This is a genomic window from Sphingobium sp. AP50 (genome assembly GCF_900109095.1).
Taxonomy (GTDB): domain Bacteria; phylum Pseudomonadota; class Alphaproteobacteria; order Sphingomonadales; family Sphingomonadaceae; genus Sphingobium.
In genome coordinates, this window is sequence record NZ_FNYZ01000001.1 from 1,107,109 (window position 1) to 1,124,010 (window position 16,902).

The 16,902-nt window shown below is 67.5% G+C and carries 22 protein-coding genes; 19 read left to right on the forward strand and 3 right to left on the reverse strand.

The genetic code is table 11. The features are described from left to right. Nucleotides 1-106 precede the first annotated feature (106 nt). The 6 genes from BMY84_RS05505 to BMY84_RS05525 are packed head-to-tail and all read left to right on the forward strand — an operon-like array spanning nucleotide 107 to nucleotide 3,427. Complete coding sequence (locus BMY84_RS05505; RefSeq protein WP_143074985.1) at nucleotides 107-1,915, forward strand: tail fiber domain-containing protein; 1,809 nt, start codon at nucleotides 107-109, stop codon at nucleotides 1,913-1,915. Continuing rightward, on the forward strand, nucleotides 1,905-2,072 hold the full coding sequence (locus BMY84_RS29635; protein ID WP_177185085.1) for a hypothetical protein: 168 nt from the start codon (nucleotides 1,905-1,907) through the stop codon (nucleotides 2,070-2,072). The genes BMY84_RS05505 and BMY84_RS29635 overlap by 11 nt, the downstream gene beginning before the upstream one ends. After that, nucleotides 2,069-2,347: a phage fiber-tail adaptor protein gene (locus BMY84_RS05510; protein WP_093081386.1), complete on the forward strand. Its 279-nt coding sequence runs from the start codon at nucleotides 2,069-2,071 to the stop codon at nucleotides 2,345-2,347. Before BMY84_RS29635 ends, BMY84_RS05510 begins: the two co-directional genes overlap by 4 nt. Further along, complete coding sequence (locus BMY84_RS05515) at nucleotides 2,347-2,871, forward strand: head-tail connector protein (RefSeq protein WP_093081389.1); 525 nt, start codon at nucleotides 2,347-2,349, stop codon at nucleotides 2,869-2,871. Before BMY84_RS05510 ends, BMY84_RS05515 begins: the two co-directional genes overlap by 1 nt. After that, complete coding sequence (locus BMY84_RS29640; RefSeq protein ID WP_177203902.1) at nucleotides 2,868-3,032, forward strand: hypothetical protein; 165 nt, start codon at nucleotides 2,868-2,870, stop codon at nucleotides 3,030-3,032. The genes BMY84_RS05515 and BMY84_RS29640 overlap by 4 nt, the downstream gene beginning before the upstream one ends. Continuing rightward, on the forward strand, nucleotides 3,029-3,427 hold the full coding sequence (locus BMY84_RS05525) for a tail completion protein gp17 (RefSeq protein WP_093081393.1): 399 nt from the start codon (nucleotides 3,029-3,031) through the stop codon (nucleotides 3,425-3,427). Before BMY84_RS29640 ends, BMY84_RS05525 begins: the two co-directional genes overlap by 4 nt. Before the next feature lie 87 nt (nucleotides 3,428-3,514). On the opposite strand, the gene BMY84_RS05530 is transcribed toward BMY84_RS05525, so the two are convergent. Next, the gene (locus tag BMY84_RS05530) at nucleotides 3,515-3,838 is read right to left on the reverse strand and encodes a hypothetical protein (RefSeq protein WP_093081395.1); all 324 of its coding nucleotides are present in this window, start codon (nucleotides 3,836-3,838) and stop codon (nucleotides 3,515-3,517) included. A gap of 137 nt (nucleotides 3,839-3,975) precedes the next feature. Between BMY84_RS05530 and BMY84_RS05535 the strand changes: the two genes are divergently transcribed. From BMY84_RS05535 to BMY84_RS05585, 11 genes are all read left to right on the forward strand, one after another. Beyond that, the gene (locus BMY84_RS05535; protein WP_093081397.1) at nucleotides 3,976-4,383 is read left to right on the forward strand and encodes a phage tail tube protein; all 408 of its coding nucleotides are present in this window, start codon (nucleotides 3,976-3,978) and stop codon (nucleotides 4,381-4,383) included. Further along, a complete protein-coding gene (locus tag BMY84_RS05540) occupies nucleotides 4,380-4,694 on the forward strand; it encodes a GTA-gp10 family protein (protein WP_093081399.1) in 315 nt (104 codons plus the stop codon). Before BMY84_RS05535 ends, BMY84_RS05540 begins: the two co-directional genes overlap by 4 nt. Beyond that, nucleotides 4,691-4,891, forward strand: a complete 201-nt coding sequence (locus tag BMY84_RS05545) for a phage tail assembly chaperone (protein ID WP_093081401.1) — start codon at nucleotides 4,691-4,693, stop codon at nucleotides 4,889-4,891. Before BMY84_RS05540 ends, BMY84_RS05545 begins: the two co-directional genes overlap by 4 nt. Before the next feature lie 100 nt (nucleotides 4,892-4,991). Further along, a complete protein-coding gene (locus tag BMY84_RS05550) occupies nucleotides 4,992-5,552 on the forward strand; it encodes a tail tape measure protein (protein ID WP_093081404.1) in 561 nt (186 codons plus the stop codon). Then, on the forward strand, nucleotides 5,549-7,876 hold the full coding sequence (locus tag BMY84_RS05555) for a DUF2460 domain-containing protein (RefSeq protein ID WP_093081406.1): 2,328 nt from the start codon (nucleotides 5,549-5,551) through the stop codon (nucleotides 7,874-7,876). Before BMY84_RS05550 ends, BMY84_RS05555 begins: the two co-directional genes overlap by 4 nt. Further along, nucleotides 7,873-8,682, forward strand: coding sequence for a DUF2163 domain-containing protein (locus BMY84_RS05560; RefSeq protein WP_093081409.1), 810 nt, complete (start codon nucleotides 7,873-7,875; stop codon nucleotides 8,680-8,682). The genes BMY84_RS05555 and BMY84_RS05560 overlap by 4 nt, the downstream gene beginning before the upstream one ends. After that, nucleotides 8,679-9,047, forward strand: a complete 369-nt coding sequence (locus tag BMY84_RS05565) for a hypothetical protein (protein WP_093081411.1) — start codon at nucleotides 8,679-8,681, stop codon at nucleotides 9,045-9,047. Before BMY84_RS05560 ends, BMY84_RS05565 begins: the two co-directional genes overlap by 4 nt. Nucleotides 9,048-9,156: 109 nt before the next feature. Continuing rightward, nucleotides 9,157-11,352, forward strand: a complete 2,196-nt coding sequence (locus tag BMY84_RS05570; RefSeq protein ID WP_093081414.1) for a phage tail protein — start codon at nucleotides 9,157-9,159, stop codon at nucleotides 11,350-11,352. A 25-nt stretch (nucleotides 11,353-11,377) separates the two neighbouring features. Continuing rightward, nucleotides 11,378-11,875: a DUF2793 domain-containing protein gene (locus tag BMY84_RS05575; RefSeq protein ID WP_093081416.1), complete on the forward strand. Its 498-nt coding sequence runs from the start codon at nucleotides 11,378-11,380 to the stop codon at nucleotides 11,873-11,875. A gap of 200 nt (nucleotides 11,876-12,075) precedes the next feature. Further along, on the forward strand, nucleotides 12,076-13,137 hold the full coding sequence (locus BMY84_RS05580; protein WP_093081418.1) for an OmpA family protein: 1,062 nt from the start codon (nucleotides 12,076-12,078) through the stop codon (nucleotides 13,135-13,137). Between the two features lie 102 nt (nucleotides 13,138-13,239). Beyond that, on the forward strand, nucleotides 13,240-13,512 hold the full coding sequence (locus BMY84_RS05585; RefSeq protein WP_143074986.1) for a hypothetical protein: 273 nt from the start codon (nucleotides 13,240-13,242) through the stop codon (nucleotides 13,510-13,512). A 57-nt stretch (nucleotides 13,513-13,569) separates the two neighbouring features. Here BMY84_RS05585 and BMY84_RS05590 read toward each other — a convergent pair whose 3' ends face one another. Next, nucleotides 13,570-14,211 carry a DUF3885 domain-containing protein gene (locus BMY84_RS05590; protein WP_143074987.1) on the reverse strand — a complete coding sequence of 214 codons (642 nt, stop codon included), beginning with the start codon at nucleotides 14,209-14,211 and terminating at the stop codon, nucleotides 13,570-13,572. A 331-nt stretch (nucleotides 14,212-14,542) separates the two neighbouring features. Between BMY84_RS05590 and BMY84_RS05595 the strand changes: the two genes are divergently transcribed. Then, nucleotides 14,543-15,574 carry an aromatic ring-hydroxylating dioxygenase subunit alpha gene (locus BMY84_RS05595; RefSeq protein WP_256215082.1) on the forward strand — a complete coding sequence of 344 codons (1,032 nt, stop codon included), beginning with the start codon at nucleotides 14,543-14,545 and terminating at the stop codon, nucleotides 15,572-15,574. Nucleotides 15,575-15,712: 138 nt separating this feature from the next. Further along, nucleotides 15,713-16,246, forward strand: a complete 534-nt coding sequence (locus BMY84_RS05600) for a superoxide dismutase family protein (RefSeq protein ID WP_093018236.1) — start codon at nucleotides 15,713-15,715, stop codon at nucleotides 16,244-16,246. 72 nt (nucleotides 16,247-16,318) lie between these two features. On the opposite strand, the gene thpR is transcribed toward BMY84_RS05600, so the two are convergent. Continuing rightward, entirely contained in the window at nucleotides 16,319-16,855 is a 537-nt protein-coding gene (thpR, locus tag BMY84_RS05605) for an RNA 2',3'-cyclic phosphodiesterase (RefSeq protein WP_093081424.1), read from the reverse strand. Nucleotides 16,856-16,902: the final 47 nt, after the last annotated feature.

Sequence of the window (16,902 nt, forward strand, 5' to 3'; positions counted from 1 at the left end):
GGTGGGGGTGGGGCACGCCCCCACCCCAACCCTCGAAGAGGGTCACGTGCCCCTCTCCGACCTAAAGGGGAGGGGCTTTTTTTGTTCTTTGTTCGAGGGGGTGGGCGTGGCGATTTCGGGGATGGAGATGGCCGACCTGGTGCGGGAGGTCTGTTATGATGGCGGGGATGGGCCGTTGCTGCTGGGCGGGGCGGTGGCGGGTTATCGCGCTTTTGCCGATGTGCTGGGGGCGGGGACGCGCTTTCCCTATATGATCATGGGCGTGGGCGATCCGACCCAGTGGGAGGCGGGGACCGGGGAACTGGACGAGGCCGGGCGGCTGGTGCGGACGCCGGCGGCGTCTTCGGCAGGCGGCGCGGCGGTGGATTTTGCGCCGCTGGAGAAGAAGGTCGGGCTGGCGCTGCATGCCGGATGGGCGGCGGCGGTCGAGGCGCATGGCCATGGGATGGCGGCGATCGACGGGCTGGCGGCGGCGCTGGACGGCAAGCAGGGGGCGAGCGCCAATCTGACGGCGCTGGCCGGGCAGGCGAGCGCAGCGGACCAGATGAGTTACTGGACCGGGGCGGGCGCGGCCGGGCTGACGGCGCTGAGCGCGCAGGGGCGCAGCCTGATCGGCGCGGGCGATGCGGCGGCGGCGCGGGCGGCGATCGGGCTGGGCGCCCTCGCGACGCAAAGCCCCGGCGCGGTGGCGATCAGCGGCGGGACGATCGGCGGCATCGTGGATCTGGCGGTGGCCGATGGCGGCACCGGGGCGTCGAGCGCCAGCGTCGCGCGCAGCAATCTGGGGCTGGCGATCGGCAGCGACGTGCAGGCCTATGATGCCGATCTGGAGGCGATCGCGGCGCTGGCGACGACGAGTTTCGGCCGGGCGCTGCTGACGCGGGCGGATGCGGCGGGCGTGCGCAGCTATATCGGCGCGGGGACGAGCAGCACGAGCGGCACCGTGACCAGCGTGGCGATGAGCGGCGGGACGACGGGGCTGAGCGTGTCGGGCGGGCCGGTAACGGGCAGCGGGACGCTGACGCTGGGCGGGACGCTGGCGCTGGCGAGCGGGGGCACCGGGGCGACCAGCGCCAGCGGTGCGCGCGGCGCGCTGGGTCTGGGCGACATGGCGGTGCAGGCGGCGTCGGCGGTGGCGATCAGCGGCGGGGCGGTGGCGGGGCTGACCAGTTTACAGGTGAGCCATCCCTCCTCGACCGCCTTTTCCTATATCGACTCGCTTGCCGGCCAATATGCGCTGTTGCGCTGGCGCAGCGGCACGGCGGGGCGCTGGGACATGGGCAAGACCAATGGCGCGGAGGGTGGGAGCAATGCCGGGTCGGACTTTGCGCTGCGCCGCTTTTCCGATGCGGGGTCGGTGCTGGGCACGGCGCTTACCATCCGGCGCGATACGGGCGAGTTTCAGGTGGGCGGCGTGCTGGCGCCGGCGAGCGACAATAGTCTGGCGCTGGGCGGGGCCGCGCTGCGATGGTCGATTGTCTATGCCGGGAGCGGGACGATCAGCACGTCCGACGCGCGCGAGAAGCAGGAGATGGAGGCTGTCGATCCGGCGCTGATCGAGGCGTGGGGCGATGTGCGCTGGGTGCGCTATCGCTTTCGCGCGGCGGTGGCGGAGAAGGGCGTGGCGGCGCGATGGCATGTCGGGCTGGTGGCGCAGCAGGTGCGCGACGCGATCGATGCGCGGATGGGCGATGGCGCGGCGCAGCGATGGGGTCTGCTCTGTCATGATGCGTGGGATGCGCAGGCTGAAGAATGTGATGACGAGGGCGTTGTCATGCGGCCGGCGCGGGCGGCGGGCGAGCGCTGGGGGCTGCGCTATGAGGAATGTCTGGCGCTGGAGGCGGCGTGGCAGCGGCGCGCGATCGCGGCGTTGGCGGATCGGGTGGCAGCGCTGGAGGCGAGCGATGCAGGGTGAGGCGCTGGGCGCGGGGGTGATCGGCGATCTGGCGGAGAGCGCGGATCGCTGGGCAGGGCCGTGGCGCGGCGGCGTGCGGCCGGGGCAGGGCTGGCGCGTGCCGGGCGAGGCGCGGACCGCGCGGGCCGAGGCGGAACGGGGGAGCAGGATAAGATGAGCCTATTTGTAAAAGACCCGGACGCGCGGATCGACCATGGCGTCGACTGGTCCGCCTATCTGGCCGGGCAGAGCCTGGTCGCGAGCGGATGGACGGTGGCGCCGGTGGAGACGGGCGGGCTGGTGGTGGAGGCGAGCGCGTTCGAGGCGCAGCGCAGCAGCGCAAGGCTGAGCGGTGGGGTGATCGGCCATGTCTATCGGTTGACCAATCGCGTCACCCTGTCCGACGGGCAGGTGGATGAGCGGACGCTGACGATCCGGGTGGAGGAGCGCTGATGCTGGTGGAACGGGAAAGCGGGGGGCTGGCGGCGTCGCTGGCGGAGTTGAAAGCCTATTTGCGGATCGAGACGGGAGCGGAAGATGCGGTGCTGGCCGGGCTGCTGCGCAGTGCGGCGGCGCTGTGCGAGCAATTTGTCGGCCAGTGGCTGGTAGCGCGGGAGGCGCGCGAGACGGTGGCAGGCGACGGGCGCTGGCAGAGGCTGTCGGCGCGGCCGGTGCTGAGCATCGAGAGCGTGACGGCGGCGGATGGCGGGGCTTTGCCGGTGGGGGCCTATGCGATCGATGTGGATGCGGCGGGCGATGGCTGGGTGCGGGCGACGCGGGCGGGTGAGCCGGGGGTGCTGGCGGTGCGCTATCGCGCGGGACTGGCGGGGGAGATGAACGGGCTGCCGGAGGCCTTGCGGCAGGGGATCGTGCGGCTGGCGGCGGACCATTATCTGGCGCGCGGGAATGAGAGCGCGGCGCCGCCGGCGGTGGTGAGTGCGCTGTGGCGACCGTTCCGGCGGATGCGGCTGGCATGAGGGCGGCGCTGGTGCGGATGGTGGAGGCACGGGCGGCGGCGCTGGGGGATGCGGGTGTCGAGGCGGGGATCGAGGGCGAGGATGTCGTGGCGGCCGGGCGGGGGCTGCGGGCGCGATGGCTGCGCGATCTGGTGATGCGGGAAGCGGGGAGAGGGCGATGAGCGCGGAAGTGGCGGTGCGGGCGGCGGTGATCGCGGCGTTGCGGGCGGACGGGGCGCTGATGGCGCTGGTCAATGGCCTTTATGACGGGGAACCGGTGCGGGCGGCGGCGCCCCTTGGTTTTGTGGGCGAATGTCTGGGCAGCGACTGGGGCGGCAAGGATGTCGAGGGGCGCGAGTTGCGGCTGACCATCGGGCTGGTGGTGGCGGACGAGACGCCGGGGCGGCTTGCCGGGATGATCGCGCGGGTCGATCCGGCGATAAGCGCGGCGGGCGTGGAGGCGGGCTGGCGGATTGTTAGTGCGCGGTTGCTGCGATCGCGGGTGGCGCGCAGTAGCGCGCAGGGGTGGCGTGGCGTGGTGGATTATCGGGTGAGGGCGGTGCGGGAGGGGGCGTAGCGCAGCCCCCCTCTCAACTGCGGCTAGGCAGCAAGCTGCCAAGCCTTCGTATCTCTCCCCCTGAGAGGGGGAGAGAGGAAGAGGACGTCAGTTCGGGCGGCTGCTTTCTTCATATTCGCCGGTGATCTTGTCGACATATTCGGAGATCTGGTCGTCGGCGTCGCTGCTGGCGTCGGCGTCGGACATTTTGTCGGCCTTGTCCTGGGCGATGATGGCGTTGCGGAAGGCGGCTTCCTTGTCGGCGCAGGCGCTTTTGATCGCGGACTGGAAATCGCCGACGGACAATTTCTTTTCCAGCGCCGGCTGTGTCTGGGCGCTGAGGCATTTGGAAAATTCCTTGCGCCCGGTGCCCACGGCATCAGCGGCAGGCGCGGCGGCAAGCATCATCGCAAGCGAAGCGGCAACAATCATCGGGACCTCTCCATCAACCCCAGATTTCTATTGAGACCGGTCGCGCGGAAGGCGGCCGAGTCTCCTGTTTTTTCGCGATTTTCCGGGCCGTAGCAGGGTGCTTCGGACGTCGGTGTCGCTTGGCTGGAGAATGCGCCATGGGCGTCGAAAAAGGAAGTGCGTTTTTGCTGAAGGTGGGCGACGGCAACATGCCCGCAACATATGCGACGGTGGCCGGCATGCGCACCACGCAATTGTCCGTGAATGGCGAGGCGGTGAACATCACCAGCAAGGATTCGGGCGGCTGGCGCGAATTGCTGTCGGGCGCAGGGGTGCGATCGGTCAGCGTGTCGGCGGCGGGGCTGTTCACGGGATCGGCGGCGGAAGTGCGGGTGCGCAATCATGCGTTGGCCGGGACGATCGAGGCGTTCGAACTGAGCTTCGAGAGCGGGGAGCGGATGCGCGGGCGCTTTCTGGTGACGCGGCTGGACTATGCCGGGGATTATAATGGCGAGCGCAATTATACGCTGAGCTTGGAAAGCAGCGGCGCAGTGGTGAGCGAATGAGCGGCGCGGCGGCGAACCCGGAGAGGGGTGAAGCGGCGCTGGAGATTGGTGGCGAGCAGTTGTTGGTGCGGCCGAGTTTCGCGGCTTTGGTGGCGGCGGAAGCGGAATTGGGGCCGCTGTTCGCGCTGGTGGAGCGGGCGGCGGACGGGCGGCTGTCGCTGGCCGAGCTGGTCGGGCTGTTCTGGCATTGTCTGGTCGATCGCGAGCGGCTGACGCGCGAGGCGCTGGGCGAGGTGGTGCTGGCGGTGGGGCTGGCGCGGGTGACGCCGGTGCTGAGGGCCATCCTGCAACAGATATTGGCGGGGAAATGACGCGCTTTGCGCAGGCGGCGGGGCGGCTGGCGGGGGTGGCCGGGTGGCTGCTGGGATGGCGGCCGGACGACTATTGGCGCGCGACCCCGGCGGAGCTGGCTGCGGTGCTGCGGGCGGCGCGGGGGGAGGAGGAAGCGGGGGAGGCTGGCGTGGATGCGGCGGAGTTGCGGCGGTTGATGGGGGTGATGCCGGATTGAGGCGCGTCGTGCTCCTGCGAAAGCAGGAGCCCAGTAGCGAGGGCAGGACTGGGCTCCTGCTTTCGCAGGAGCACATGCTCTGTGGGGTGCGGGAGGGCATATGGAAGACGAGATCGAGACTTTGGTGGTGCGGGTGCGGGCGGATACGCAGGGGTTGAGCCGGGATGTGGCGGCGATGCGCGGGGAGATGGAAGGGCCGCTGGCCGATGGGGCGGATCGGGCCGGGCGGCGGATCGAGCAGGGGCTGTTGCGGGCGGTAAGGACAGGCAAGCTGGGCTTTGACGATCTGCGCGCGGTGGCTTTGTCGGCGCTGAATGAGATTGCGGCGAGCGCACTGCAATCGGCGGTGGGTGGCGGGAGCAGCAGCGGGGGCGGGCTGGCGAGCCTGGCGACGGCTGCGCTGACGGCACTGATGGGATCGCCGGGGCGGGCGACCGGCGGGCCGGTGACGGGGGGACGGGCTTATATGGTCGGGGAGCGCGGGCCGGAATTGTTCGTGCCGACGAGCAGCGGGCAGGTGGTGGCGGCCGGTGGCGGCGGCGGGCGCGACGTGCGGGTGAGCATCGCGGTCAATGGCCGGGGTGGCGAGAGCGAGAGCCGGTTGCTGGCGCGCAGCGCGCGGCAGGTGGCGCGGGCGGTGCGGGGGGCATTGGCGCAATGACGATAGGCTATTGGCTGGCCGATACGCGGCGGGGGCAGGAGGCGGCCTTCATGAAACGCTTTGCGGCGACGCACTGGACGGTGAATTTCCCCCGGCCGATGATGGCGGGGGTGGTGACGAGCGCGCCGGATGCATTGCGGGTGGATGCGGTGTTTTACGGGTCGGGCGATCTGGCGGGGTTGATATGGGAGGCGGAGGATAGATGGAGCCATCCCCTGCTGGCCTATGAGACCCGGCGGGATTTTCGTAGTTGTGTGCTGTCCTTTCGCTGGCGCTCCGGTGGTCTGCGCAAGCTGGACGAGACGCATGGGCCGACGCTGACGATCGAGGGACGGGATGCGGGCGGGGCGCCGCGGGCCTGGTATGTGCGCTTGTGGAATTATGCGAGCGGCGGGCCGGAAGATGCTGTCATCACGCTGGATTTTTCGGCGATGGAGGGCGGCTATCTGTTGCCCGGCGAGGCGGACCCAGTGTGGGCAGGGGATGTGGACCGGATGTTCATTTCGCTGGTGCCGCCGGATTATGATGCGGGGGATACGGACTTTCCTGCTGCGGTCGAAGGCTGGGCGGAACTGAGCGAGTTGCGCTGCGACGGGGCGGGATCGGTGCTGGCGGTGGGCGATGTGATGCTCCCGGAGCATGGGCTGGGAATCGCGACCGGCTATGATGATTGTTTCAACCAGACGCCCGCGCGGGTCGTGGCGGCGATCCATGCGCTGGGCTATCGCGGGGCGATCAACCATTATGTCGGCATGAGCCATTATTTCCGGCTGGAACGGGCGGGCAGCGACCTGTTCGTCAGTCTGGCGGGCGGGGTACTGAATGTGCCCTGCGCGGCCTGGCACCGGGATTTCGCGGCGCAGGCGAAGGCATGGGGTTTTGAGCTGATCTGGTCGCTATCCTATGAATTGTTCGATGCGCATTGCTGGAACGACTGGAAGCAAAGGGCGGAAAATGGCGACCCGGCACTGACCGGATGGTCGCCGCCTTCGACTTTGCTGTCGCCGGCGCAGAGCGGGGCGATGGCCTATTTGCAGGCAGTGGCGGGGGCCTTTGTTTCCATCGGGTTGGAGGCGGGTCTGACGATCCGCTTTCAGGTGGGGGAACCCTGGTGGTGGGTGATGCCGGGGGATGGGCGCATCTGTATCTATGACGATGCGGCGCGGGCGGCGCTGGGCGGCGCGCCGGTGTCGATCGGGAGCCTGTGGGGCGAGCTGGACGCGGCGCAGTGCGAGTTGCTGGATGCAGCGGGGGCGTTGCTGGCGGCGTCGACGGCGGCCTTGTGCGCGCATGTGAAGGCGATTGCACCGGGGGCGGTGACGCATTTGCTGGCCTATCTGCCGACCATCCTCGATCCGCGCGCGCCGGAGGCCAAGCGGGCGAACATGCCGGTCGGCTGGGCTTCGCCCGCCTTCGACGTGCTGCAACTGGAAGATTATGACTGGGTGACGGAGGGGCGGCCGCATCTGACCGCGCGGGGCGTGGAACTGGCGACGGCGCGGCTGGGCTATCCGATCGAGGAACAGCAATATTTTTCGGGCTTCGTGCTGTTGCCGGAGCAGGCCGGGCAGTGGCGGGCGATCGTGGCGGCGGCGCAGGCGTCTGTCGCGCGGGGGACGGCGGCGACCTTCATTTGGGCGATGCCGCAAGTGTGTCGCGATGGCTTTACCTGCTTTGCAATCCATGGGGAGGATGATGTGCAAGCCTTTGACGATGTGATCTTTCCCCTGTCGATCGGGCGGGAGGCGAGCATCAGTCCCGCCTTTTCGACGCAGATCGTGGAGAGCCCGGCCGGGCATGAGCGGCGGTCGAGCGACTGGGCCGATGCAAGGCTGTCTTATGATGCCGGGCCGGGGGTGCGGAGCGAGGCGGATATCGCCACGCTGATCGCTTTCTTTCGCGCGCGGCGGGGCGCGGCGCGGGGGTTCCGCTTCAGCGATCCCTATGATGATCGCAGCGGGGTGCCGGGGGCTGTGCCGGGGCCGCTGGACCAGCGGCTGGGCATTGGCGACGGGGTGGCGGTCGAATTTCCGCTGATGCGATATTATGGCGCAGGGGAGGAGGCACAGGCGCGGACCATCACCCGGCCGGTCGCGGGCAGCATTCGCGTGGCGGCCGATGGCGTCGAACTGACGGCGGGGTGGAGCCATGCGGGGATGGGCGTAATCGCCTTTGACGATGCGCCGGGCGAGGGCGTGGTGCTGACGGCCGGTTACCGTTTCGATGTGCCGGTGCGCTTTACCGAGGACCGGCTGGAGATCAACCGGGCGACCTTTGCCGCCGGGGAGGCGGTGTCGGTGCCGCTGGTGGAGATACGCGAATGAGCGGGGGGCTGGATGGGGCGCTGACTACGCTGGCCTTTTGCTGGCGGATCGAGCGGCGGGACGGGGTGACGATTGGCCTGACCAGCCATGATCGCAATCTGGAGATGGGCGGGCTGCTCTATCGCGCGGCGCCGGGGATGACGCCTTCGGCGGTGCGATCGGGCATCGGGCTGGAGGGCGAGGATAGCGATGTGGCGGGCGCGCTGACCAGCGATGCGATCAGCGAGGCGGATTTGATGGCGGGGCGCTGGGATGGCGCGGCGCTGGAGTTGCGGCTGACGCAATGGGAGGCACCCGGTGCGCTGTGGCTGCTGCTGGCGCGGGGCGAGATGGGGGCGGTGTCGCGCAAGGGGGCGGCTTTTACGGCCGAGCTGATTGGCGCGGCGGCGGTGCTGGGTGGGCCGGTGGCGCCGAGTACGTCGCCCGATTGCCGGGCGCGGCTGGGCGACAGGGCGTGCCGGGTCGACATGGCGGGGCGGCGGCGGATCGTGGCGGTTACGGCCGTGGATGGGGCCGAAGTGGCTGCCGGTGGGCTGGGGGCGGGGGACTATGCCTTTGGCACGTTGCGCTGGCTGGGCGGGGCCAATGTCGGGCTGGTGCAGGCGGTGGCGGATAATGGCGCGGAGGGTGTGACTCTGGTCGATCCGCCGGCCTTTGCGGTGGAGGCGGGGACTTTGGCGCTGCTGACGCAGGGGTGCGACCGGCAAATGGCGACCTGTGCGGGGCGCTTTGGCAATGTCGTGAATTTCCGGGGGGAGCCTTATCTGCCGGGGATGGATCTGCTGACCCGCTATCCCGGCGCATGAGCGCGGCGGTCGAGCGGGCGCGGGCGATGATCGGGGTGCCGTTTCGTTTGCATGGGCGCAGTCGCGCGGGGCTGGATTGCGTGGGGCTGGCGGCGCTGGCCCTGGGGCGGGAAGCGCCGGGCGATTATGGGCTGCGCAGTGGCGATGTGGCGCGGGCCGAGGGCTGGCTGCGGGCGGCGGGGTTGCGGCCTGTGGCGCAGGGGCGGCCGGGCGATCTGGCGCTGGCAAGGCCGGGGCCTTTGCAACTGCATCTGATGATCGGGACGGGGGCGGGGTTCGTCCATGCCCATGCCGGGCTGGGGCGGGTGGTGGAGATGCCGGGGGTGTCGCCATGGCCGATTCTTGGATGGTGGGCCGTGGAATAGAGCCCGATCGAATAACAATTTTCGTCATTGCGAGCGCCGCGAAGCAATCCATGGGAGCGCCGGTGGATTGCTTCGCTGCGCTCGCAATGACGCGGTGAGGGAGAAACTTATGGCGACGGTGGTGCTGACGGCGGTGGGGACCGTGCTGGGCGGGCCGATCGGCGCGGCGATCGGGGCGGTGATCGGCAATGTCATCGACAATCAGGTTCTGTTCAAGCCCAAGGGGCGGGAGGGATCGCGCCTGTCGGATTTGCAGGTGCAGACATCGAGTTACGGGACGCAGGTGCCGAAGATTTTCGGGACGATGCGGGGCGCCGGAACGGTGATCTGGGCGACGGACCTGAAGGAGGTGAAGAGCAAGAGCGGCGGTGGCAAGGGGCGGGCGAGCATCACGACCTATAGCTATTCGGCGAGTTTTGCGGTGGCGCTGTCGGCACGGGCGATCCGGTCGATCGGGCGAATCTGGGCGGATGGGAATTTGCTGCGAGGGGCTGCGGGGGATTTCAAGACGGAGGTTTCTGCTTTTCGGGTGCACCTGGGTGACGAAGCGCAGGCGGTCGATCCGCTGATCGCTTCGGCGGAAAGCGTGGGCCTGACGCCGGGGCATCGGGGCATGGCCTATGTCGTCTTCGAGGATCTGGCGCTGGCGGATTATGGCAATCGGATTCCGTCGCTGACGTTCGAGGTGGAGGCGGACGAGGGGGCGGTTTCGATCGAGGTGGTTGCGGCGGAATTGAGCGACGGAGCGCTGGGCGGGGCCGGGTTGGCGGCGCTGGATGGCTTTGCGGCGGGCGGGACTGATGTCGGGGCGGCGATCGGTCCGCTGGTCGAGGCGCAGGGGCTGGCGCTGGCGACGGGTGAGGCGGGATTGCAGTTGCGGGCGACGGGCGCGCCCGAGGGGGAGATCAGCGCGGACAGGCTGGCGCGGCGGATCAATGGGCAGGTTATCGATCCGGTCGAGCGATCGGGTGGGGCGGCCGATGGCGTGCCAGTGGCGCTGAGCCTGCGTCATTATGACGCGGCGCGCGATTATCAGGCGGGGGTGCAGCGGGTGGTACGGCCGGGGCCGGGGCGGCAGGAGCAGGGGATGGAACTGCCGGTCGTGATGGGCGCGGACGATGCGCGGGCGCTGGCGGCGGTGCGACTGGGGGCGGCATGGACCGGGCGGGCGACGATGGCGCTGCGCTGCGACTGGAGCGCGCTGGGCCTGACGCCGGGCATGGTGGTGACGGTCGAGGATGTGCCGGGGCTGTGGCGGATCGAGGAGCGGGAATGGGAGGCGATGGCGGTGCGCCTGTCGCTGCGGCGGGTGCCGGGGGCGGGCGGCGCGCTGCCGACGGGCGCGTCTTCCGGCGCGATCGTGCGGCAGGTGGATGCGCCGCATGGGGCGACGGTGCTGATGCTGGCGGACTTGCCGCCGCTGCGGGATGGCGTGGCGAGTGCACCCTTACTCGTGGCGGCGGCGAGCGGCGGGGTGGGATGGCGCAGTGCGGCGCTGTTCGTGATGAGCGAGAGCGGCGAGGCCAGCGCGATCGGGCGGAGTGCCGGGCGGGCGGTGATGGGGGCGGCGGATGCGGCCTTGCCGGTCGGTAGCCGGGTGCTGGTTGACCGGGAGCAGGCACTGCTGGTGACGTTGCTGGCGGAGGATATGGACCTGGGCGGCGCGGATGAGGCGGCCTTGGCGCAGGGGCGGAACCTGTGTCTGCTGGGCGAGGAATTGCTCCAGTTCGAGGTGGCGGAGCGGATCGGGCCGGCAAGCTGGCGGCTCAGCGGGCTGCGGCGAGGGCTGCGGGGAAGCGAGTGGGCGATGGCGGCGCATGGCGCGGGTGATCGCTTCCTGCTGATCGAGGAGGATCGGCTGGTGGAGCCGCTCACGGCGCTGGGCGGGAGCGGGGAGGTGGGGGCGAGCCTGCGTCTGGCGGCGATCGGGCTGGGCGATGTCGAACCGGTGGAGGCCGCGCTGGCGATCCGGGGTGAGGCGCTGATGCCGCCTGCGCCGGTGCATCTGACGGTGCGGGGTGAGGGCGGTGGCCGGGTGATCGGCTGGGTCAGGCGCAGCCGGGCGGGGTGGCGCTGGAGCAATGGCGGGGACGTGCCGCTGGGCGAGGAAAGCGAGCGCTATCGGGTGCGGGTGCTGGACGGCGAGCGCGTGGTGCGGAGCGTGGAGACGGGCGTGCCGGGCTGGACATATGACGCGGCGATGATCGCGGCGGATGGCGCGGCGGGCGCGGACTGGGCTGTCGAGGTGGCGCAGATCGGCACGCTGGCCATGGGGCGGGCGGCGCGCATCGCCATCAGCTTCTGACATTTTTTAAAAAAGGAACAAGATCATGGATATGACGCCGCGATGGGCGCTGCCTTTGCTGTTTGCCGGGCAGGCGCAGAAGGAAGTCTTTCATAATGAGGCGCTGACTTTGGTGGATGCGTTGCTGCATGGGCGGGCGGAGAGCGCGGATGTGGCGAGCCCGCCAGGCGCGCCGGAAATCGGGCAATGCTGGATCGTGGCGGCGGGGGCCAGCGGGGGATGGGCCGGGCAGGCGGGGGCGATCGCCTGCTGGAGCGAGGGGGGATGGCGGTTCGTGACGGCGCGCGCGGGCATGGCGATGGATGTCGCCGACCGGGGGCACCGGCTTTTTCATGACGGGACGAACTGGCGCGACGGTGCGGTGCGAAGTGATGGCCTGTATGTGGACGATCAGCGTGTGATTGCCGCCCGTCAGGCAGCGATCCCGAATCCGGGGGGAGGGAGCGTTATCGATGTCGAGGCGCGAACAACATTGGCGGCCATTCTGTCAGCCCTGCGTGCACATGGGCTGATTGTAGCCTAATATTACGCTAATATGCTTTTCTTGTTGCGGTGGTGCGTCAATAGTCTAGGATTCCTTCCCATTAGCCTGTCGCGACGTCAGAAGGCGGGCTAGTGCGTTATTTTTGCAACGGTTTCACTAATTGTGGACTTGCTATGAAACCTTCTTGCGGATACAGGGTTTCAGCAGTCCTTCGTGACACTCTTGAAAGGGGAAACCAAATGCGGAAGCTTGCCCTCGCGGCTGCTCTTGCGACTAGCGTCCTGGCCAGCCCGGCCTTCGCGCGCGACAACAGCTGGTACGTTGGCGTCGACGCCGGCGTCCTGCTTGTGGAAGACCAGAACGCAACCGTAAACGGCGTCGATGCCGGCGGTTCGGTCGATTTCCATAAGGGATATGATTTCGACGCCAATATCGGTTACGATTTCGGCGGTTTCCGCCTGGAAGCGGAATCGGCATATAAGCGCGCCAAGGTTGACTTGAGCCAGAGCAACTTCGGTGGTGCGGCTTCGGCTCTGTCGTTCATGCTGAACGGCTTGCTCGACTTCGGTCCCGACGATGGCCTTCAGGGCTTTGTCGGCGGCGGTGTCGGCGTTTCGCGCGGCAAGCTGGCCAGCGACATCGTGAACGACAGCGACACTGGCTTCGCCTGGCAGGCGATTGCTGGCGTTCGTTACCCGGTCACCAGCAATGTCGACGTCTCGCTGAAGTATCGTTTCTTCAACCAGGACGATATCAAGCTGATCCCGGCTTACACCACCGCAGTTGCGGATGCCGGCGACACCATCAAGACCAAGCTGCGCACGCACAGCCTGCTGCTCGGCCTGACCTACAACTTCGGCGCTCCGGCTGAAGCGGCTCCGCCGCCGCCGCCTCCCCCGCCGCCCCCGCCCCCGCCGCCTCCCCCGCCGCCGCCTCCGCCGGCTGTGGAGTGCAACCCTGGACCGTACATCGTGTTCTTCGAATGGGACAAGTCGGACATCACGCCTGACGCCGCCACCATTCTGGACAACGCGGTTTCGGCCTACAGCAGCTGCGGCAGTGCGCAGGTCATGCTGGCAGGTCACGCGGACAAGTCGGGTTCGGCCTCGTACAACGTCGGCCTGTCGCAGCGCCGCGCTGACGCGACCAAGGCTTATCTCGCCTCGAAGGGTATCCCTGACGGCGTGATGACCACCCAGGCATTCGGTGAATCGAAGCCCCGCGTCGAAACCGCGGACGGCGTTCGTGAAGTCCAGAACCGTCGCGTGGAAATCAGCTACGGTCCGGGCGCCGGCATGTAATCGGATTTTCCTTCCTTCGGGATGGAAAGCAGAAGAGGGGCCGGTCGCAAGACTGGCCCCTTTTTCGTTGTGGATGGCAGGCTGATTGTTATCGAGTGCGGCTTGCCAAATGTTCGAAACGAACGGGTCAGGGCAAACTCTTCGCGTTACGGATGGGTCGGCCTGACTTATTTATTGCTGTCGGTGGCGCTGCTGGCCTGGTTGCTGGTGCGCGCTTCGGCACGGACGCAAATCATATTGGTGTCGCACAGCGAAAGGCTGATTCAGGGGCTGCGGCGCGACGGGCGGATAGAGGAGATACGGCTGGCGAAGCAACTGGGCGAAACCCGCGCCGAGGATGCCGATCCGCCGCTATGGGTGTGGCCCAAGCGGTAGGGGTGATGGCCATGCGGTCATCCGGTTTGAGCGACGCGGTGTTGCGAGCAGGCGTGGCTAAAATAGATTAGCCATTCTGTTGCGATCATAGTCGAGAAGCCATCCGTCGAAGGCCGTATATGTGTCGCGCAACCTGGCTGCCGCATCGGCCATGATGTCCATGCCGCGATCATCATAGACGTGCAGCATGATCGCATGCACGGGATCAATCAGAAAAGTCACAACCGGAGCGCTTGGATAGACGGGCATTTCATCGGCAATGGCGTGCCAGAGAATGGTGTCGCGAGCGGCCTTGTTGGCGCTGATGTCGTAGCTGCGAACTGTCCAGACATATGGCTCATCATCATCAGATTCTGGATATAATATGCTCTTCCACTCGCCAGTTTGTGGGGCATCAAAGCCTGTTGCGGCAAGGGCATCAAAGCCATTTTTGACTTCGGGATAATCAAGGGCATTTGGCTCTCGTCCGTTCCAGGCGACAAGCGCCACGCAATTTTCGCGGAACACCGCGTCGGCTATGGTTGAAGACCGATGCAATGCCTGGAGAAAGCGGGGAACTGGCTGGCTAGTGTTATCGAAGGCCTCGCCACCAAGCTCAAAGCGCAATCGCGCATCATCCGGACTGAAACGGCGAGCCCAAAGTTTCGACCACAAAGTTTCGATGCTGTAAGTTGCCATGAGGCTGGTTATCAGGCGCACCCCTCATGGTGCAATGCCAGCTTATGGGTTGCTTGCTCGCTAAACTGAGCGGCAACGATCGGCGGGGGGCGAGAAATGGTTATGGCTACTTTGCTATGTGCAAAACCATGTTCGGACCACCAATGGCATGGCCTTGACTGGAATTTCAATTCCAATTACGAAACGACCAGCCTGGTAGTGCGGCCTCTGGTCGCGTTTGGGAAGACGGTGCGGGGTATTCCGCGCGTCATGCTGCAGGCCGCTTTGCCCCGATCGGGGGCAGTCCTTCGGGATGGAAGCGGCGCTGCCTGTTGTTCGCCGTCTGCCATCTTCCGAAAATCAATGGGAGAGGATGATGTCGGACTATGTGCGCAATCTCTGGTATATGGCGGCCTGGGACCATGAGGTGCCCGAGAGTGGTATGCTGTCGCGCCGGTTGCTGGATGAACAATGGCTGATCGCCGGGTTGCCCGATGGCGGCTATGCGATGCTGATCGATCGCTGTCCCCATCGGTTCGTGCCGCTGAGCAAGGGGCGGCTGGACGAGGCGGGGGTGATCCATTGCCCCTATCATGGGCTGGGTTTCGATCGCAGCGGCGCCTGTGTCCATAATCCCTTTCCCGCGCCGCCGCCCGCGCATGTGCGGGCGCGCACCATGCCGGTGGTCCATTGGCATCGCGGCCTGTGGTTCTGGCCGGGCGGGCCGGCGATGGCCGATCCGGCGCTGATCCCCGATTTCGCCTTTGTCGACCGGCCGGGGATGCAGCGCAGCAGCATGGTCATCCGGGGCCATTATGAATTGCTGACCGACAATCTGATGGACCTGACCCATGCCGAATTCCTGCATGTCAAAAGCTTTGGCGTGAACGGATCGATCTTTGCCGGGCGACAGTCGGTGACGAAGGATGAGAGCGGCGCGATCTGGAACAATTGGGACATGACCGATGTCGCCGCGCCGATGTGGGCGGAGTCGATGCTGGTGCCGGGCGAGCGGATCGACCAGTGGTTGCATATGTGCTGGCATGCGCCGGCCAGCATGGCGCTGACGGTCGGACTGGCGCGGGCCGGGAGCGGGCGGCAGGACATGTTGATCCCGCACATGACCAATCCCCATATCATCACGCCCGAAACGCAGGAAAGTTCGCATTATTTCTTCGACCATGAAGTGACGCCCGAAGCGGCGGCGCTGGCGCGGCAGGTGTTCGTCGAGGAGGATGAGCCGATGATCGAGGCGGCGCAGGCGGCGCTGAACGGGCAGGATTTCTGGGACGCGCGGCCGGCGATATTGGAGACGGATGCCGGGGCGATCCGGGCGCGGCGGCGGCTGATGCAGTTGCGGCTGCAGTTGCGGCGGGCGGAAGCGGCGGTGCCGGCGGCGGCCTGAGCAGCGGGGCAGGGGAGTGGGTAGGGCTGGGCTAATGAAAATCAGTAGGTTAGGGACGTGACAAATCGGTGCGAATGGGCAACAAAAAGCGCCTTGCCGCGTTCGCGTAGCTGCCTTGCCCTTTCCCGGGAGTTTGTCATGAAAATCGTTCCGCTTCTTGCCGCCCTGCCTCTTGCCCTTGCGGCGTCCGCCTGTGCGACCACCGGCGACAGCGCCGCTGCCCCCACCGCTTCGGCCAAGCTGGCGGCGGGCGATGGTGCCGCGCGCGGCACCGCCACCGTGACCCAGGCGGCGGATGGGCTGCATGTGCTGGTGAAGGCGGTGGGCGTGACGCCCGGCATTCACGCGGTGCATATCCATACGACCGGCCAGTGCGTCGGCCCCGACTTCACCAGCGCGGGTGGCCACTGGAACCCGACCGCGCACAAGCATGGCAAGGATAATCCGGCCGGTCCGCATATGGGCGACATGCCCAATATGACGGTCGGCCCGGATGGCACCGGCGCGATCGAATATATCGTGCCCGCCGGCACCATCAGCGAAGGCGCCACGCCGTTGCTGGATGCCGACGGTGCGGCGATCGTGATCCATGCGCAGGCCGATGATTATCAGACTGACCCGACCGGCAATGCCGGTGGGCGTGCGGCATGCGGCGTGCTGTCGGCCAAGTAAAGGAGCCTTCGGGCGGATTATGCGCAAAAGGCCCCGGATCGCCCATGATGGCGGTCCGGGGCCTTTTCTCGTTCAGGCGGTGGCGGGATATTCCTCAACCGGATGATAGGTCGCGCCGCCATGGCCGATCCGGCTTTCATAGAGGGTGAAGCCGTCGACGCGGAAGGGCGCGGCGGCAAGGCCGGCATGGCGGGCGAGGAAGGGATCGATGAAGGCGCCCGTGCGGCCGAAGCGGGCGAGCGTGACATGGGGCAGATAGGCGCGGCTTTCCGGTTCCAGACCGGTCGAGACGCAGGCACGGTCGACTTTCTTGTGGAGCGCGGCGAGTGGATCGCGCGGCTGGACGCCGGCCCAGAGCGTGTCGACCACGCCCTTGCGATCGAAACTGCCCACGCCCGACAGGCGGATATCGAACGGGGCGAAACGGATGCCTGTCAGAGCATCGGCAATGTCGTTGGCGCCGTGGCGATCGACTTCGCCGATGAAGCGCAGGGTGAGGTGAAGTTGGGCGTCGTCCTGCCAGCGGGCGCCATCGACCCCGGCCATGAGGGAGATAAGATAGGCGCGCTGATCAGCGGGCGGGCGGATGGCGACGAACAGGCGATGCATGGGGTGGGTATAGGGGGATTTGCGGCGGTTGGGGGATGTTTTGTTGG

Excerpts from the sequence above, each read along its gene's own strand:
- BMY84_RS05565 (WP_093081411.1), top strand. The coding sequence starts at position 8,679 with ATGAGCGCGGCGGTCGAGCGGGCGCGGGCGATGATCGGGGTGCCGTTT.
- BMY84_RS05600 (WP_093018236.1), top strand. The coding sequence starts at position 15,713 with ATGAAAATCGTTCCGCTTCTTGCCGCCCTGCCTCTTGCCCTTGCGGCG.
- BMY84_RS05575 (WP_093081416.1), top strand. The coding sequence starts at position 11,378 with ATGGATATGACGCCGCGATGGGCGCTGCCTTTGCTGTTTGCCGGGCAG.
- BMY84_RS05510 (WP_093081386.1), top strand. The coding sequence starts at position 2,069 with ATGAGCCTATTTGTAAAAGACCCGGACGCGCGGATCGACCATGGCGTC.
- BMY84_RS05535 (WP_093081397.1), top strand. The coding sequence starts at position 3,976 with ATGGGCGTCGAAAAAGGAAGTGCGTTTTTGCTGAAGGTGGGCGACGGC.
- BMY84_RS05555 (WP_093081406.1), top strand. The coding sequence starts at position 5,549 with ATGACGATAGGCTATTGGCTGGCCGATACGCGGCGGGGGCAGGAGGCG.
- BMY84_RS29635 (WP_177185085.1), top strand. The coding sequence starts at position 1,905 with ATGCAGGGTGAGGCGCTGGGCGCGGGGGTGATCGGCGATCTGGCGGAG.
- BMY84_RS05570 (WP_093081414.1), top strand. The coding sequence starts at position 9,157 with ATGGCGACGGTGGTGCTGACGGCGGTGGGGACCGTGCTGGGCGGGCCG.
- BMY84_RS05540 (WP_093081399.1), top strand. The coding sequence starts at position 4,380 with ATGAGCGGCGCGGCGGCGAACCCGGAGAGGGGTGAAGCGGCGCTGGAG.
- thpR (WP_093081424.1), bottom strand. The coding sequence starts at position 16,855 with ATGCATCGCCTGTTCGTCGCCATCCGCCCGCCCGCTGATCAGCGCGCC.
- BMY84_RS29640 (WP_177203902.1), top strand. The coding sequence starts at position 2,868 with ATGAGGGCGGCGCTGGTGCGGATGGTGGAGGCACGGGCGGCGGCGCTG.
- BMY84_RS05525 (WP_093081393.1), top strand. The coding sequence starts at position 3,029 with ATGAGCGCGGAAGTGGCGGTGCGGGCGGCGGTGATCGCGGCGTTGCGG.
- BMY84_RS05580 (WP_093081418.1), top strand. The coding sequence starts at position 12,076 with ATGCGGAAGCTTGCCCTCGCGGCTGCTCTTGCGACTAGCGTCCTGGCC.
- BMY84_RS05530 (WP_093081395.1), bottom strand. The coding sequence starts at position 3,838 with ATGATTGTTGCCGCTTCGCTTGCGATGATGCTTGCCGCCGCGCCTGCC.
- BMY84_RS05550 (WP_093081404.1), top strand. The coding sequence starts at position 4,992 with ATGGAAGACGAGATCGAGACTTTGGTGGTGCGGGTGCGGGCGGATACG.
- BMY84_RS05560 (WP_093081409.1), top strand. The coding sequence starts at position 7,873 with ATGAGCGGGGGGCTGGATGGGGCGCTGACTACGCTGGCCTTTTGCTGG.
- BMY84_RS05515 (WP_093081389.1), top strand. The coding sequence starts at position 2,347 with ATGCTGGTGGAACGGGAAAGCGGGGGGCTGGCGGCGTCGCTGGCGGAG.
- BMY84_RS05545 (WP_093081401.1), top strand. The coding sequence starts at position 4,691 with ATGACGCGCTTTGCGCAGGCGGCGGGGCGGCTGGCGGGGGTGGCCGGG.
- BMY84_RS05595 (WP_256215082.1), top strand. The coding sequence starts at position 14,543 with ATGATGTCGGACTATGTGCGCAATCTCTGGTATATGGCGGCCTGGGAC.